Source organism: Corynebacterium heidelbergense (assembly GCF_028609845.1).
GTDB classification, from domain to species: domain Bacteria; phylum Actinomycetota; class Actinomycetes; order Mycobacteriales; family Mycobacteriaceae; genus Corynebacterium; species Corynebacterium heidelbergense.
In genome coordinates this window covers 209175-223515 of the sequence record NZ_CP063191.1, presented here as the reverse complement: position 1 = coordinate 223515, position 14341 = coordinate 209175, and the positions used below count along the sequence as shown (strand labels likewise).

The window sequence follows — 14341 nt, the reverse complement described above, 5'->3', positions numbered from 1 at the left end:
GGGGCCGTTTGAGGGGTGGTTATCCCTGGGCCCACCCTTGGGGCGTGAGGACCTTCGTGGGGCTGCTTGCATTGGCCTTCCAGTACACATTCGCCCCATCCCAGGCGATGTAACCACCGCCGTTTGGATCCTCCGAGAGGGACCACTTTTCCCCGGCGCGAAGCTCGTCCACCTTGCTGGTCCATTCCATGCCTGCATCCCCGACCGTGCGGGCTTCCCCAGTGAGCAGGTTGACGTAGGGGGCACGTTGCCCGTCGATGGCCCAATAAGGTGATCGGGTGTGGGAGATGCAGAATGTCTCGTCGATCTTGAGACAGTGAAGCTCCGCCCCATCCTTGGAGGTCAGGCCTAACCGCTGGCGGAAAACACCCGTGGGCTTGGCCCGGTCGAACTTGGCCACATCCGTCGAACCGGCCGCTGGTGGCGCCGCCTGCTGCCCGCCTCCGGTGGACGGGCTGGGCTCAGCGGGCGCTGCCGCTGCGGGGGAAGACGTAGCGGCGGAGCTGGACATGGAAGTGAAGCTTGACCCCGGCCCGTCCTTGACCTCGCCGCCGCAGGTTGCCAGCGTTGACACGGTGAGAGCGCTACCGCAAATGCCGAGGGCCATTTTCCTGTAATGCATGTTCGCGGTTCCTTTAGCTGCGGTGGTCGGTTCGCTTAGTTGCGGTGGTCGGTTCGCTGTTTACTGCTGCTGCAACATCAACCGAGTGTAAAGCCGATGAAGCACGAACAGTTCTTGTTCGGGGAGCGTTCCCCTGCAGGGGGGTGGGGTACAAGCCGGGTTGATGGTAGAGAAGGCGAGCTAGGCCACTGGCTTGTCTTGCCGTGAGGTACGAGACCGACCCGCCGCTGCAGTGCCGGGATGAACACGGACAGCTAGGGACGTCTGTTCGGTTCACCTCGACCCCGATTGGGAGTGGGCGGAATCTCTGCGACGAACACACCGAGTTCGAAACCTGATGTTGACGAGGCGGCCACCTTGGGGTAGCATCGTCTCCGATAGATCCCCGGTCAGGCCTCTCGTCCCGCGAGGGACAATGCACAAATGACCGGGGCCTTTCATTTCCAGGGGAGCTCATGGATAAGCGTCGGCTTACTTACGACGAACAGGTCAAATTGCTTCAAGAACGAGGTTTGACCGTCAAAGACACCGCATCAGCAGCCGAATTCCTTTCTCGAGTAAACTATTACCGGTTCTCGGGATATTTCCGTTACTGGCAGATCGCCCCAAAGGCGGGTAACAATCGCTTCCTCGACGATTCATCCTTTGAAGTGATCCAGCGTCTCTATGAAGCCGAACAAAAGCTGGTTGCGGTGTGCGACGAAGTCCTCCATCCGATCGAGGTTCTCCTGAGGACCCGGTTCGCCTACTACTACGCCCAATGTGTCGGAGCGGTCGGAGCGTTCGCTAGAGGTGACGGATTCACCCAATCTCCTAGTCCTGATGAGGAACGTGTCGAAGAACATGCGCTGTCGAACCTGGATCGAAGCAAGGAGACCTTCGTGTCTCACTACCGCGATGAGATCAAAGCCGGCAAGGCTTACAGCGTAGAGGCGTACGCACGCATGCCCATCTGGGTAGCGGTCGAGGCCTTCTCGTTTGGAAGCCTGTCTAGGCTCATCGAGGCCTCGGGGAAGTCCGGAGTACTGGAGGGCATGGCATCATCGATGAACGTTTCTCCAAGTAGACTGCCGAGCCAAGTCCGGTCATTCGTCTACCTACGCAATCGCAACGCCCACTGCGCGAAACTGTGGAACCACGCTGTCATCGACCGTCCAGGGCTCCTCCCCAACATCGCCCGACGAGCCAAACGAGACCACCGCCCGTTCCTCGATCACTCGATCTACAAGATTTTTGTCGCACTCGACCAAGTCGCCACCAAAACCGGTCTCCAGCCGGATTGGCTCGCCAAGCGCGTCGAACCAATACTCGCCTCCAATGCCCTCCTCGCCGCAGGCATCGCAAATCCAGCCCACTACGGTGAAATGCCACCACAACTACTCACCGGCAACGACTAGCTCTCCACCACTTTCAGTCCTTACGGTAGCGATCGCACTTATACTCTTCGGCGTCCAGCAGGAGCCTGGCTACCCGTCGGATGGTCTAGCTACGAGTTGGCACGCCTGTTCCATGGTGAAGCCGAGGTTGACGGGTTCACCAATGACGTTTTCGTCGTACACGCGCATGACAATCCAATGCCCAGCCTGAACAACCACGGACTCCTCGAAGAAGTCAAACCCCTAGCGTCCCCGGACGAGCTGCCTAAAGAAGAGGACTTCGCAGGTGAAAGCACCATAGCGCCGGGCAGGTTCTACCTGCTCAAAGGCTCGCTGGTTTTCGTGGCCGAAGTGCACGACCCAGAACCGGATGCGCCCTTGGACACGACGGGTAAACCCAAGCCACGGCTGCGGGTAATCTTCGAAAACGGCACGGAATCTTCGATGTTCGTCAAGTCGCTGGCGATCCGGCTCTACGAGGAAAACGGCAAGGTGCTGGCCCGTGCCGGACAAATTGATGCCTCCGAAATCGGACATGCTGACACGCTAGCCGGTCGCCTCTATGTGCTGAGCAACCTCAGCGAAGACCCGGATATCACGAGCATCACGGACCTGCACAAGATTGGCTTCGCCACGGGCAGCGTGGAGAAACGGATCCAGGACGCCGAGCACTCCCCCACCTACCTCACAACGCTCCGGTACGCATCGAAGCAGTCTACGACCTGTACAACGTGCGCCCATCCACTGTGGAGAACATCCCCCATAAGGTCTTCGCCCCCTACCGGCTGAACACCACGCTCACGGAGCCCGCGCTCATGGCTGAACCCGGTGCGGAACCCAAAACCGTTCACATCACGGAGTAGTTTGTGGCCCCTTCAGAACAGATCGACCGCGTTATCAACGAGCCCACCTAGCCAACCCGACTCCTGGACCACAGGCTCGCCAGCGGCAAGGCCCACAAACCGGGACCAAACCGGTGGCACTCCTTGCCAAGATGCAGGACTATTCCAGCCCGAAAGCGATCAGGTACTTTGTCCTGGAGGAAGCGAAGCCCCTTGAAGTGGTTTCTGCCAACCGAGGTGGTGGCTTTGACTTCCACGCCGACGATATCGCCTCGACGACTCTCCAGAACAATGTCCACCTCATGCCCATCTCTATCCCGGAAGTGGGAAACGGAATACCCCACCGTTGACCAGGCCTGCTGCTTCAGTAGTTCGGCCACTGCAAAATTCTCGACCAAACCGCCGGTCAGCGGGCTTGCTATCGCACCCTCCAGACCAGCAGCATCGAAACCACTCAACTCGGAAGCCAAGCCGGCATCCCGAAAGACGATCTTGGAGCGGCCCACTGACCTTGCAAGGCGGTTGTGCTCCCCGCGGTAGCTGATCGATGATGAACACGCCCTCCAAGGCCCTAAGATAGGCGGGTACGCTTCTGTTCGGAATATCCAAATCCAGAGCTACGCGGGCGGAAACAAATTCGGCTGCCGGATTGGCTGCGATCCAGCGCAATAAGTCTGCCAAGCGGTCTGGGTGTTGGACTGTTTGTAGGTTTTGTGCATCCTTCGAGATCACCCGCTCGGCATAATTCTTTACCCAGCGGCTACGCCGGGAAGGCCGCCGAAGGAACGGTTCTGGGAAGTAGGGGCACACTATGCGTTCGAAGTATTCCGAGCGAGAGGGAAGCACCGACTCGTCGAGAGAGACGTGCTGTCCAGTATCCCCAAGAGTCCAGGCGAAAGCAGCAAAATCCTCCCGCCTTCCCTGAATCTCACCCTGGCTCAAACCTCGCAACTGTAATGTCTCCGCCCTACCCGCCAGGTTCTCCTCCGCCCCCTTCAGGGAACCGAGATTGTGGGACCCCGTGCAAATAAAGCGGCCGGGGACTCCTGTTTACCTCCAACGACGCTTTGATCGACAGGAGCAACCTCGGAACCCGTTGGATTTCATCGATCGCAAGTAGACCATCGGGAAACTGGTCCGCAAAACCGTCTGGGTCCGCCTCAGCTGCCTCCCTAGCCGCCGCCTTATCCAGATTGACACGGCGACTGCCTGGAATGTCCTCCACAAGCTCCTCCATCATGGTACTTTTCCCCACTTGACGGGCCCCAGAGATGACAAGGATCGGAGTATCGCTCAGGATTTCCTCCGCCTGGCGATAAAGAGTACGGGGCAGCAACGGTTCAACCATGGAAACATCGCTACCAGCAGGTTGCCGATCCGCGGGCCTCTCGTTGCCGATTTGCGGGGGTATCGTTGCCGATTCGCGCCGCTAGCGGCTGCAGGTGATGATCGGCTGCGGGTCGTACACCGTCGTGCGGGACTTGCGCGAAATCTCCCTACCGCCGAGGTCCTTCATCACCCGGGTATCTGTGATGGTGAATCCGGGGATGCCGCTGGAAGGCACGCATTCCGGGCCGTTGACCGTCTGGCGTGGTGGGGAGGTGGGGTTAGAGCGGGGTGAGGATTGCGACTCTACATTCACATTCTTCACGCCATAGATGCGCACTGTTACGGAGTTGGCGTCCGCAAAAGAGACAATCTTGACGGGCGTATCAAAGGGATTTTTGAACTGCAGATCAATGGCGCCTTCGAACACCGTAGCCTCCCGCCCGGCCGGATAACGGGAGATGTAGTACGAGTGCGGCGTGTGGGCCACGTCGTCCATCCCGGCGAAATAGGAGGCGTTATATAGCGTGGTAGCGAACTGGGAGATGCCACCGCCAATCGCCTTGCCCGGTCGACCATCCTGAATAATGCCCGATTCCACATAGCCCTGCGCGGCACCCCGGGGGCCGGTATGTCCATTCAGGCTAAACGTCTTCCCCGGTAGCACCACGGCCCCGTTGACCTGCTCCGCCACTCGCCGGATATTCACACCAGAAGCATCCGAAAAGCCACCGGTGGTGAACTCCCCGACGACGGTATCGAAATTCGCCTTCTGCGCCTGCTCCGTGGTGTAGTCCGCCTTCTTGTCCTCGTAGACCACGTCGTACATACGCTTCTGCGTGTCTAGCGCTTTGGCCTGCAGGTCCCCCAACGTGTCATCCCACTTGATGATCACCCCATCCTGGCTGGGCACCACCGTGAACCCCGTACCGGCGAATTGGAAGCTGGCGTTGCGGAATTCCCGCTCCGTACTTGCTAGCTGGGCGGACAGAATGTCCTTCGCCGCACCGGAATTCCACTCCGGGCGGAAGGCCTTGTTCTGCGACTTATCGTCCGGCACAAAAGTGAGAATCTTGCCCATATCCTCCGGGCGAATAACCCCCTGGGCGTTGTCACGGCCCTTGAACACCAATGGGGCCGACGTTGCCGGATCGATGAACTTCTTCGCCGCATCGTGCGCGGCCGCCTCCCGCAGATTCGCCTCGGTGATATCCGCCTTCACCGGCACGACGTGGGAGGTATTGAGCCAATTGTCTTCGATCTCCTTGCGCAGCCGATCGATCGGCACTGCCTGGCCGGTCACATCCGGGTCGATATGCGCCTTACCCGCAGGGTCCACACTCAACGCCGCATCCTTCGGCTGGCGCTGCAACTCCCCCTGCACCCGGGAAACCACCGGGTCCAACAGAATCCCATTGGTTTGCGAGACAATCCCCATCTCGCGGGTCTCGAAGAATGAGCGGACACGGGTAATCGGATTCAGTGGTTGGCGACCTGCCTGCTCCACCGTCCGCTGCCAATCCACGCGCAAACCGGAAGGGCTCGGGTCCACCGTGCTGGACATATCTCCGGCATTCACCACCACCGGCTCCCGGGTCGATTCCCCCAATTGATTGCGCAACCGCTGCTCCGCCTGCTCCAGCGGCAAACCCCCAATGTCCACCTTTCCCACCGACGTGCCCCGGGGGACCTTGCCCTCGGACATCACGTAATCCACGCCGTAGAGAATGCCCGCGAGCCCCGCCAGCGCCACCAGCATCCAAGCCCACACCGGAATACGCCGTCTGCGGCGCGCCCGGGGCTTTGCGTGTTTACTCACGGGGCATAGTTTAACGGCTAGGGGTGGGCCCGAACACGTTTGTCTGCCCTTAGTGGCAGGTGAGAACCCCTGTCCCGTGGGCTTGATACCCTCACAGGGGAACGGCACGCTACGACTACATCGAGGAACACCCGCGTGCTGGAAAGGTTAAGGCGCAACAATGCCCAATACAGGCCAGAAAAGCACCGGGTTGATTGCCTTCGACGGGTCCGCGGAATCGCGAGCTGCGGTCGTTACCGCCGCCGGGGTCCTCGGCGTGGACGAGGTATTCGTCCTCACCGCGTGGGAACCGCTGCACAATAGCCACGGCAGCCACGGCACCCGCACGGCCCACGGCGACCTCGATGAACAGCAGGATCCGGCGTACCAGGAAGCTAGCGCGACTTGCGCGGACGGGGTCCAACTGTGCACTGAGCACGGGCTGAGCGCCAAGCCGTTGCTCGTGAAGTGCGCCACTGCGGTGTGGACCGCCATCGTGGATAGCGCGGAGGAGGTCAACGCGGACGTCATTATCACCGGCACCCGGGCGCTGCGGGGGTGGAAGAGCCTGGTGCAGACCAGTGTTTCGGACAGCATTGTGAAGAATGCCGGACGCCCCGTCCTCATCGTTCCCCCGGTTGGCGAGGAAACCGCGACCTAATGCCCTTTCAACCGCGCAGCATCCCCCGCCGGTACACCCGGCCAGCCATCAAGGCGGGGCTGGCCGGGGCTGTTTTCGGGGCCCTGGTGGCCGCCGGCATTGGTGCCGTGGGGAGCTTGTCGTCCCTCCCGTCTGCCCAGGAGGTGGCCAACAGCCGCAGCAGCATCGAGGAAGGCGGCCACGGCACCGCCGGCCAAGACGCCGACCGCACCGACGGCCGAGAGGGCGCGGGCGGAGAGACCCCGGGGCGGAACTGATGCGCAGCTCAACAACAGCCGGGGCGAAACGCCGGCCTAGCCCCTTCATCGCCATCTTCCTCGGCGTCGCCGCGCTGGTGCTGGCCCTCTCCCTGCCGGCCTACGTCGTCCCCGCGTGGCGGGTGCTGCCCCTCAACCTCATGATGGGGAACTCCACCGCCCCCACCCGCAGCACGTGGCTAGACTCCGCCGCGCTGGAAGCCAACGCGCCCGTCCCCGGGGCGGCGGGTAGGCCAGAGTGCCAGGGCCCGAACAAACCCCTCGATTGCTTCATCCGCACCGATGCCATGCTGCAATCCCGCAGCTACACGGTGGCTCAGCAACCCTCGGACAGCAAAACGGTCACGATAGAAGTTGGCGATCAACTTTCCGACCCCTCAAGCAAACGCGACGCGGATGGAAGCGTCTCCCCCGTGGCGGCGACGGTGGACCACGTCACCCTGGACCGGGAAACCCAGATGCCCGTTCCGGATCCGGTGAGCACCCTCAAGCTGTACCCCCCGGCGCGCAAGGCCGGCGCGGTGGAATCCGTGTCCCCCTTCGTCCGCGACGGCGTGCAATACCAGTTCCCGATGGGCACGGACCGCGCCTCCTACCCCTTCTACGACATTCACACGCTGGAAAGTAACCCCATGGAATTCGTCGGCGAGCTCCAGCGCGACGGCGAGAAGATCTACCGCTTCGAGCAGACCGTCGGGCCGACGGAGCTCTACCCCCGGGTCCAGGCGATGCTCAACGCGGACGGGACCCTGGACGGATCCGATAAGGCCGTGCTCTCCTCGTTGAAGATGACGATGCCCGCGCGATCCTGGGGGCTCAGCTCTGGGGACAACGATGTACAGATGAGCCGCTACTACACCGTCCACCGGGTGCTGTTTGTGGAACCGTCTACCGGGGTGGTGGTGGATAGCTTCTCCGATACGTGGATGTTCTATGCCAGGGATGATCAGGACGCCCGCAACCTCGCGCAGCCCGATAGTCGGCGAACCGAGTTAGCGCACCCCACCCGCACGGCGCTGCACTTCGCCGCGGGCTGGGACGAGGCCTCCAAGCGGGACCACATGGCCCGCGCCAAGGAACAGATTCGCAGTACCCGAATCCTCGGTGTAATCGCCCCTGCTATCTGCGGGGCTTTGGGGGCGGGACTACTGCTCGCGGGCCTGTGGTTGCTGCGGCGCCAGGCCAAGGAATCTGCGACTGAGCCAAGGCCCCCGATAGCGGGTTGAGCCACCCCTGGCGGGCTTGCCAAGGGGCTAGGGTGAACAGTGACGTACCAAGGGGCGCTTAACGCCACCTGGCCTTGTCCCACCCCTTCGGTACAGTGATTTGAGACACATCGATGGCCCTTCGGGTACATCGGTTCGAACCAAGGCCAACAACGTTAGGAAACCTAGGACTGTCATGACCAGTACTTCTGGTGCCCCCGAGGCATTCGTTTACGACGCCGTCCGCACCCCCCGCGGCAAGGGCAAAGCCGGTGGATCCCTGCACACCGTCAAGCCCGCCTCCCTGCTGACCGGCCTCATCGAGGCCCTGCGGGACCGCAACCCCGGCCTGCAGGAAGACCGCGTCGGGGATGTCATCGCCGGTTGCGTTACCCCCGTAGGGGATCAGGGCATGGACATCGCCCGCACCGCCGCCCTCGCCGCTGGCCTACCCTTCAGCGCCACCGGCTTGCAGATCAACCGGTACTGCGCCTCCGGCCTGACCGCCCTCAACCTCGCCGCCCAGAAGGTGCGCTCTGGTTGGGACGAGCTGGTCATCGCCGGCGGTGTGGAATCCATGTCCCGCGTGCCTATGAGCTCCGACGGTGGCGCCATGGCCATGGACCCGGAGTTCAACTTCTCCGCAGACTTCGTCCCGCAGGGCATCTCCGCGGACCTCATCGCCACCCTCGATGGCAAGACCCGGGAGGACCTGGACACCTACGCCGCCCGCTCCCACGAGCGCGCCGCCAAGGCCTGGGAGGAGGGCCGGTTCGACCGGACCGTCGTCCCCGTCAAGGATCGCAACGGTTTGACCCTCCTGGACCGCGACGAGACGATTCGCCCCGGGACCACCGTCGAATCCCTGTCCGGGCTTAAGCCCGCCTTCGCGATGATCGGGGAGGAGGGCGGTTTCGATGCCGTCGCGCAGACCAAGTACCCCCAGGTGGAGCGGATCAACCACGTTCACCACGCCGGTAACTCCTCCGGCATCGTAGACGGCGCCGCGCTGCTGCTGATCGGTTCCGAGAAGGCCGGTCAGGACATGGACCTTACCCCCCGCGCCCGGGTCGTCTCCGTGGCCACCACCGGCGTGGAGCCCACGATTATGCTCACCGCCCCCGCCCCCGCCGCCCGCGCCGCCCTGGACAAGGCCGGGTTGACCCCGGAGGACATCGACGTGTGGGAGATCAACGAGGCCTTCTCCTCCGTCGTCCTGCGCGCCCAGCGGGACCTGAACATCCCCGATGAGAAGCTCAACATCAACGGCGGCGCCATCGCCATGGGCCACCCCTTGGGTGCCACCGGCGCCATCATCACGGGCACCGCCATCGACGAGCTGCACCGCACTGGCGGGCGCTACGCGCTGATCACCCTCTGCGTGGCAGCAGGCATGGGCGTTGCCACCATCGTCGAGCGCGTCTAACGCGTCGCACCATCCCACCCCTTCTTTCCCAACTCGCACACGCAAGCAACTTCAAGCAGGAGAAACAATGAGCAACATGTTCACGTGGGAGACCGACGCGGACGGCATCCTCACCCTGACGATGGATGACCCGAATGCCCCGGTCAACACCATGAACACCACCTTCCAGGAGGCCCTCACCGAGACCACAAAGAAGGTCCAGGACGCGGTCACCGCCGGGGAGGTAAAGGCCATCATCCTCACCAGCGCCAAGAAGAGCTTCTTCGCCGGTGGGGACATCAAGTCCATGATCAAGGCCACCCCTGCCGATGCGGCGGAACTCACCCGCACCATCGACGGCATGAAGGCCAACCTGCGCACCCTGGAAACCCTGGGCGTGCCCTTCGTCGCCGCGATGAACGGCACCGCCCTCGGCGGCGGCCTCGAAGTGGCCCTCGCTGCCCACCACCGCATCGCCGCGGATACCAAGGGCGCGAAGTTCGGCCTGCCCGAGGTCACCCTGGGCCTGCTCCCCGGTGGCGGCGGCATCACCCGCACCGTGCGGATGCTGGGCCTGCAGGATGCCCTCATGAAGGTGCTGGCCACTGGCCGCCAGTTCAGCGCGGAGGCTGCCAAGGAAGCCGGCCTCATCGACGAGGTCGTTCCGGCCGACCAGCTCCTCGATGCCGCTCGCGCCTGGATCGCCAGCGACCCCGAGGCCAGCCAGCCCTGGGACCGCAAGGGCTACCGGATGCCCGGCGGAACCCCCTCCACCCCGGCGCTGGCCCAGTTCCTGCCGTCCTTCCCCGCGAACGTGACCAAGCAAATCAAGGGCGCCCCCATGCCCGCACCGAAGGCCATCCTCAAGGCCGCGGTGGAGGGCGCGCAGCTCAAGCGGGTGGAGGATGCGACCGCCGTTGAGACCCGTTACTTCGTGGACCTGGTCACCGGCCCCACCGCGAAGAACATGATGCAGGCCTTCTTCTTCGACCTGCAGTTCATCAACGGTGGCGGTTCCCGCCCCAAGCAGGAGGACGGCAGCGACTTCGAGCGCACCCAGTTCAAGAAGCTGGGCATGGTCGGCGCCGGCATGATGGGCGCGGGCATTGCCTACGTCGCCGCCAAGGCCGGCATGGAGGTCGTACTCAAGGACATCAAGATGGAGGCTGCGGAGAAGGGCAAGTCCTACTCCGAGGGCCTGGAGGCCAAGGCCGTTAAGCGCGGCAAGACCACCGAGGAGAAGTCCAAGGCCCTGCTGGACCGGATCAAGCCGTCCGTGGACTACTCGGACCTCGCCGATTGCGACATCGTCATCGAGGCCGTGTTCGAGAACACCGAGCTCAAGCACAAGGTGTGGGCAGAGATCGAGGCCGCCGTGCCGGAGACCTGCGTGCTGGGCTCCAACACTTCCACCCTGCCGATCACTGGCCTGGCGGAGGGCGTGAAGCGTGCCGGGGACTTCATCGGCATCCACTTCTTCTCCCCCGTGGACAAGATGCCGCTCGTGGAGCTCATCTCCGGTGAGAAGACCGACAAGGCCACGCTGGCAAAGGCTCTGGACTTCACCGCGCAGATCCGCAAGACCCCGATCGTGGTCAATGATTCCCGCGGTTTCTACACCTCCCGCGTCATCGGCTTCTTCCTTAACGAGGCGATGCGCATGCTGGTGGAGGGCATCGACCCGGCCGTCATCGAGGCCGCTGGCCGTCAGGCCGGGTACCCCGCACCGCCGCTGCAGCTACAGGACGAGCTGAACCTCAAGCTGGCTCGCAAGATCGGCGCGGAAACGAAGGCCGCCCAGGAGGCCGCCGGCGAGTCCGTCGACGATGGCGGTGTCACCGGCCTCGTGGACAAGATGCTCGACGAGTACGATCGCCCCGGCAAGCTGGAGGGCAAGGGTTTTTACGAGTACGACGAGAACGGCAAGCGCACCGGGCTGTGGCGCGGCCTGTGGGATCAGCTCGGCGCAGGCACCGTCGCCGTGCCGGATGCGGAGACCACGACCTCCGGCTCCGGCCTGGCTACTGCGGGTAGCGGCGGTCGGCCGCAGCAGGGCAAGCAGGAGGGGCCGAAGCTCATCGACCTCATCGAGCGCATGCTCTTCGCGGAGGCCCTGGAGACCCAGAAGTGCCTGGACGAAGGCGTGCTGACCAGCGATGCGGACGCCAACATCGGCTCCATCATGGGCATCGGCTTCCCGGCCTGGACCGGTGGCACCCGCCAGTACATCAGGAATTACGCCCGCCCCGCCGAGGCTGAGCTGCCTGAGGGCAAAGTCGCCGATACCGATGGCGGGGACTACCCCACCACCGGTGTCGCAGGTTTCGTGGCCCGCGCCGAGGAGCTGGCCGCCAAGTACGGCGAGCGCTTCACCCCGGTGGACTCCCTGCGGAACTAACCCCACGCGGCGCTCCCCTGCCCGGGGGTGAGCCCCGCTAGGCCCTTCTTGTCGGCAGCATCGCTGCTGCGAGGAGGGCCGCTGCTATGGAGTAAGAAAAATCCTCCACGGGCACGTACCCCAGCCGCAGCCCGGCGAGCGCTTCCTCCCGGTAGGTGACAAAGCCCACCCCGATCATGATGTTGTCGAACACTGCGGTGATCACCAGCAGCACCGCGGCCCCCACCGCTGCGGCCCGCACGCGCCTGCTCCATTCCTGGTGCCCATGCCGCGCCGCCGACATTCCGGTGCTTACGCAGAAAATCATTCCGGACGCCACCAACACCGCGCCGGCCAGAAGAACATACTCAGGCATCTGACCCCTCCCTTCCCAGCAGCCGATCCGCCGCACTCACGATGATGAGTGTGAAGTACCCCAGGAACAGGAGGAAGAAGATCTCCTCCAGGGGCATGTGCGGGAACAGTTGAACGTGGCTCATGTACGGGGAATCCCCCTTGTGGAACACGTCCCACCGGATGCCCACGCAATCGGCCGCGAACAGCAGCACGAAGATCCCGCCGATCCCGACCAGGGTTCGGCCCACCCCGTACCGCTCGTCAAACATGCACAGCTTCCACCGGTGGTCCACGGTCGCCATGCACCCGGCGCTGACCACAACGCTGAGCAGGTATAGCCAGTTCATCGCGATTCCATCCTCCCCAGCTCACGCATGCGAGACCGGAGCCGCTCCCCCGGGTTCTCCACCCGCCAGTTGTAACCGAGGGTCACGAAGGTCTGCACCACCTGCCGGGCCACTCGCCGGGGCGTCACGGCCGCCCGCCAGGACACGGGCATGGCACTACCCCAGTCCACGGCGATCGTTTGCCCGGGGAGTACCTGGAAGCTCAGGTCGTAATCGTCGTGCACCCACTTGCTCAAGTGCACCCGCTCACGGGCCTGGGCCCACAGGGCCCCATCCATGGCGAAGTTCGACCCGTACAAGGCGGGGTGGCCCAGGGCGGAACCGCAGGACAGTTGATAGGACCCGATATACGCCGCGCCGATGGCGCGTCCGAGCCACCCCGGTCGGGTGGGGAACTGGGGTACCCCGGTGACGGCGATGATTCGGCGGGATCCCCGCTCGGCCTGGGCTTGGAGGGTCCGGCAGTGGCGCTCGATCCACGTGGGGGCGGGGGTGCTATCGGCATCGCAGCGCAGGATGATGAGGCGCGGGGTTGGGGGCGTCCCCAAGGACGAAGAAGAAAGACCGGACGGGCAGTGGGCAGGAACGGGACCGGCGGCGAGGCGGAGGGCGGCATCGTATCCGCGAGCCGCGGCGAAGGGAATGCCCTTTTTTGGCTCCTGGATGACACTCAACGGCAGGCCGCGATGAATGGCGGCCTCGGTGACTTCGCGAATGTTGTCGGTGGATCCATTGTCCACGACGATAATGCGGGTCGCGGGGAGGGTTTGTTTCGCCAGGGCGTGCAGGCATGTGCGCAGCAGGGGAGCATCATTGAGGACGGGAATGACTACGCAGATGTGCGGCTGGGATTGCGACATAGTGGGATCTATTCCGCCTCGCCCCTAAAAGACCTGCAGGGCGATGATGTACATGGAAATGAGGGCACCGGTGACGTAATTGAGCCACAAGAAACGACGCCATGCTCGGTTGGCGGATTCGGCATTTCGCTCCGCCACATTCCAATAGGGCGCTATGTTGGCGATATAGGGCACCAGGAGAATGGCGACAATCCGGGCAGAGGGCAGGGACAGCAACAGCAAAACAGCGCTGAGTACATACATCACCACGGAGAATTTCGTGGTGAAGGCGGCACTCGTTTGGGTGGCGATGGAGCGCAGCCCACCTGCCCGATCCGCCACCACATCCTGCACAGCCCCGAAGGCCTGGGAGGCCATGGACCAGCAGAAGAAGGCAGCGCACACAGCCACGAGCTGCGCAGACCAGTGCACATCCGCGAGCACCAACGCGTAGACCATCGGGGACACGAAGTGAACGGCGGACGTCGCGGAATCCACAAAGGGGATTTCCTTGAACCTCAGGCCCTTGGCGGAATACGCGATGACCGCGAACACGCTGAACGCCAGAACCAGGTTCGCGCTGAGATTCCCAACCGCCACTAAGTAGACGAGGAAGGGAATGGTGGCTACGGCGGAGGCGATAAGGATTGTCCGGTGATTATCCGGAGGCGCGACCGCACCCTCCACTCCCCCTTTTCGGGGGTTCACTAAGTCCGATTCATAGTCGAAGACATCGTTGATGCCATACATCGCCAGGTTATAGGGGATGAGGAAGAAGAGAGTGCCCAGGATGAGGGTCCAGCTCACTTCCCGCGTGACCAAGGCGTAAGCCACACCAAATGGATACGCCGTGTTAACCCACGATAGCGGCCGCGAGACGCTGAACAGCATGGGAAGGGTGGAACGTTTCCCCGTCATGTGCGTAAATA

15 protein-coding genes are annotated in these 14341 nt (G+C 63.2%); 7 read left to right on the top strand and 8 right to left on the bottom strand.

Annotated features, from left to right (window positions below; all coding sequences use genetic code 11):
• Window positions 1–19 precede the first annotated feature (19 nt).
• Window positions 20–622 (bottom strand): hypothetical protein, encoded by a 603-nt coding sequence (locus CHEID_RS00890; RefSeq protein ID WP_146743870.1) that lies wholly within the window; start codon window positions 620–622, stop codon window positions 20–22.
• Between the two features lie 455 nt (window positions 623–1077).
• Between CHEID_RS00890 and CHEID_RS00885 the strand changes: the two genes are divergently transcribed.
• The gene (locus CHEID_RS00885) at window positions 1078–2019 is read left to right on the top strand and encodes an Abi family protein (RefSeq protein ID WP_112769799.1); all 942 of its coding nucleotides are present in this window, start codon (window positions 1078–1080) and stop codon (window positions 2017–2019) included.
• Window positions 2020–2196: 177 nt separating this feature from the next.
• Complete coding sequence (locus CHEID_RS00880; RefSeq protein ID WP_112769798.1) at window positions 2197–2787, top strand: hypothetical protein; 591 nt, start codon at window positions 2197–2199, stop codon at window positions 2785–2787.
• A 121-nt stretch (window positions 2788–2908) separates the two neighbouring features.
• On the opposite strand, the gene CHEID_RS00875 is transcribed toward CHEID_RS00880, so the two are convergent.
• The 3 genes from CHEID_RS00875 to CHEID_RS00870 all read right to left on the bottom strand — a co-directional run bounded on the left by CHEID_RS00875 (window position 2909) and on the right by CHEID_RS00870 (window position 5925).
• A complete protein-coding gene (locus tag CHEID_RS00875; protein WP_202973260.1) occupies window positions 2909–3346 on the bottom strand; it encodes a DUF4143 domain-containing protein in 438 nt (145 codons plus the stop codon).
• A 461-nt stretch (window positions 3347–3807) separates the two neighbouring features.
• The gene (locus CHEID_RS10515; protein ID WP_369126449.1) at window positions 3808–4077 is read right to left on the bottom strand and encodes a hypothetical protein; all 270 of its coding nucleotides are present in this window, start codon (window positions 4075–4077) and stop codon (window positions 3808–3810) included.
• A gap of 192 nt (window positions 4078–4269) precedes the next feature.
• Complete coding sequence (locus CHEID_RS00870; protein ID WP_112769797.1) at window positions 4270–5925, bottom strand: VanW family protein; 1656 nt, start codon at window positions 5923–5925, stop codon at window positions 4270–4272.
• A 220-nt stretch (window positions 5926–6145) separates the two neighbouring features.
• Between CHEID_RS00870 and CHEID_RS00865 the strand changes: the two genes are divergently transcribed.
• The 5 genes from CHEID_RS00865 to CHEID_RS00845 all read left to right on the top strand — a co-directional run bounded on the left by CHEID_RS00865 (window position 6146) and on the right by CHEID_RS00845 (window position 11890).
• A complete protein-coding gene (locus CHEID_RS00865) occupies window positions 6146–6625 on the top strand; it encodes a universal stress protein (RefSeq protein ID WP_112769796.1) in 480 nt (159 codons plus the stop codon).
• Window positions 6625–6882, top strand: a complete 258-nt coding sequence (locus CHEID_RS00860) for a hypothetical protein (protein ID WP_181645927.1) — start codon at window positions 6625–6627, stop codon at window positions 6880–6882. Before CHEID_RS00865 ends, CHEID_RS00860 begins: the two co-directional genes overlap by 1 nt.
• Window positions 6882–8108 (top strand): cell envelope lipid trafficking protein PgfA, encoded by a 1227-nt coding sequence (gene pgfA, locus CHEID_RS00855; protein WP_112769795.1) that lies wholly within the window; start codon window positions 6882–6884, stop codon window positions 8106–8108. Before CHEID_RS00860 ends, pgfA begins: the two co-directional genes overlap by 1 nt.
• Window positions 8109–8283: 175 nt before the next feature.
• Window positions 8284–9513, top strand: a complete 1230-nt coding sequence (locus CHEID_RS00850; RefSeq protein WP_112769794.1) for an acetyl-CoA C-acetyltransferase — start codon at window positions 8284–8286, stop codon at window positions 9511–9513.
• Window positions 9514–9580: 67 nt separating this feature from the next.
• Complete coding sequence (locus CHEID_RS00845) at window positions 9581–11890, top strand: 3-hydroxyacyl-CoA dehydrogenase NAD-binding domain-containing protein (RefSeq protein WP_273661177.1); 2310 nt, start codon at window positions 9581–9583, stop codon at window positions 11888–11890.
• 37 nt (window positions 11891–11927) lie between these two features.
• Here CHEID_RS00845 and CHEID_RS00840 read toward each other — a convergent pair whose 3' ends face one another.
• Genes CHEID_RS00840 through CHEID_RS00825 form a run of 4 tightly spaced genes read right to left on the bottom strand, consistent with a single transcriptional unit; the run spans window position 11928 to window position 14330 of the window.
• The gene (locus CHEID_RS00840; protein ID WP_112769792.1) at window positions 11928–12245 is read right to left on the bottom strand and encodes a lycopene cyclase domain-containing protein; all 318 of its coding nucleotides are present in this window, start codon (window positions 12243–12245) and stop codon (window positions 11928–11930) included.
• Window positions 12238–12573 carry a lycopene cyclase domain-containing protein gene (locus tag CHEID_RS00835; protein ID WP_112769791.1) on the bottom strand — a complete coding sequence of 112 codons (336 nt, stop codon included), beginning with the start codon at window positions 12571–12573 and terminating at the stop codon, window positions 12238–12240. Before CHEID_RS00835 ends, CHEID_RS00840 begins: the two co-directional genes overlap by 8 nt.
• Entirely contained in the window at window positions 12570–13433 is an 864-nt protein-coding gene (locus CHEID_RS00830; RefSeq protein ID WP_112769790.1) for a glycosyltransferase family A protein, read from the bottom strand. Before CHEID_RS00830 ends, CHEID_RS00835 begins: the two co-directional genes overlap by 4 nt.
• 24 nt (window positions 13434–13457) lie before the next feature.
• Entirely contained in the window at window positions 13458–14330 is an 873-nt protein-coding gene (locus CHEID_RS00825) for a prenyltransferase (RefSeq protein WP_112769789.1), read from the bottom strand.
• Window positions 14331–14341: the final 11 nt, after the last annotated feature.

Coding starts and splice junctions, on each gene's coding strand:
- CHEID_RS00890 (WP_146743870.1), bottom strand. CDS start 622: ATGCATTACAGGAAAATGGCCCTCGGCATTTGCGGTAGCGCTCTCACC.
- CHEID_RS00885 (WP_112769799.1), top strand. CDS start 1,078: ATGGATAAGCGTCGGCTTACTTACGACGAACAGGTCAAATTGCTTCAA.
- CHEID_RS00880 (WP_112769798.1), top strand. CDS start 2,197: ATGCCCAGCCTGAACAACCACGGACTCCTCGAAGAAGTCAAACCCCTA.
- CHEID_RS10515 (WP_369126449.1), bottom strand. CDS start 4,077: ATGGAGGAGCTTGTGGAGGACATTCCAGGCAGTCGCCGTGTCAATCTG.
- CHEID_RS00870 (WP_112769797.1), bottom strand. CDS start 5,925: ATGCTGGTGGCGCTGGCGGGGCTCGCGGGCATTCTCTACGGCGTGGAT.
- CHEID_RS00865 (WP_112769796.1), top strand. CDS start 6,146: ATGCCCAATACAGGCCAGAAAAGCACCGGGTTGATTGCCTTCGACGGG.
- CHEID_RS00860 (WP_181645927.1), top strand. CDS start 6,625: ATGCCCTTTCAACCGCGCAGCATCCCCCGCCGGTACACCCGGCCAGCC.
- pgfA (WP_112769795.1), top strand. CDS start 6,882: ATGCGCAGCTCAACAACAGCCGGGGCGAAACGCCGGCCTAGCCCCTTC.
- CHEID_RS00850 (WP_112769794.1), top strand. CDS start 8,284: ATGACCAGTACTTCTGGTGCCCCCGAGGCATTCGTTTACGACGCCGTC.
- CHEID_RS00845 (WP_273661177.1), top strand. CDS start 9,581: ATGAGCAACATGTTCACGTGGGAGACCGACGCGGACGGCATCCTCACC.
- CHEID_RS00840 (WP_112769792.1), bottom strand. CDS start 12,245: ATGCCTGAGTATGTTCTTCTGGCCGGCGCGGTGTTGGTGGCGTCCGGA.
- CHEID_RS00835 (WP_112769791.1), bottom strand. CDS start 12,573: ATGAACTGGCTATACCTGCTCAGCGTTGTGGTCAGCGCCGGGTGCATG.
- CHEID_RS00830 (WP_112769790.1), bottom strand. CDS start 13,433: ATGTCGCAATCCCAGCCGCACATCTGCGTAGTCATTCCCGTCCTCAAT.
- CHEID_RS00825 (WP_112769789.1), bottom strand. CDS start 14,330: ATGACGGGGAAACGTTCCACCCTTCCCATGCTGTTCAGCGTCTCGCGG.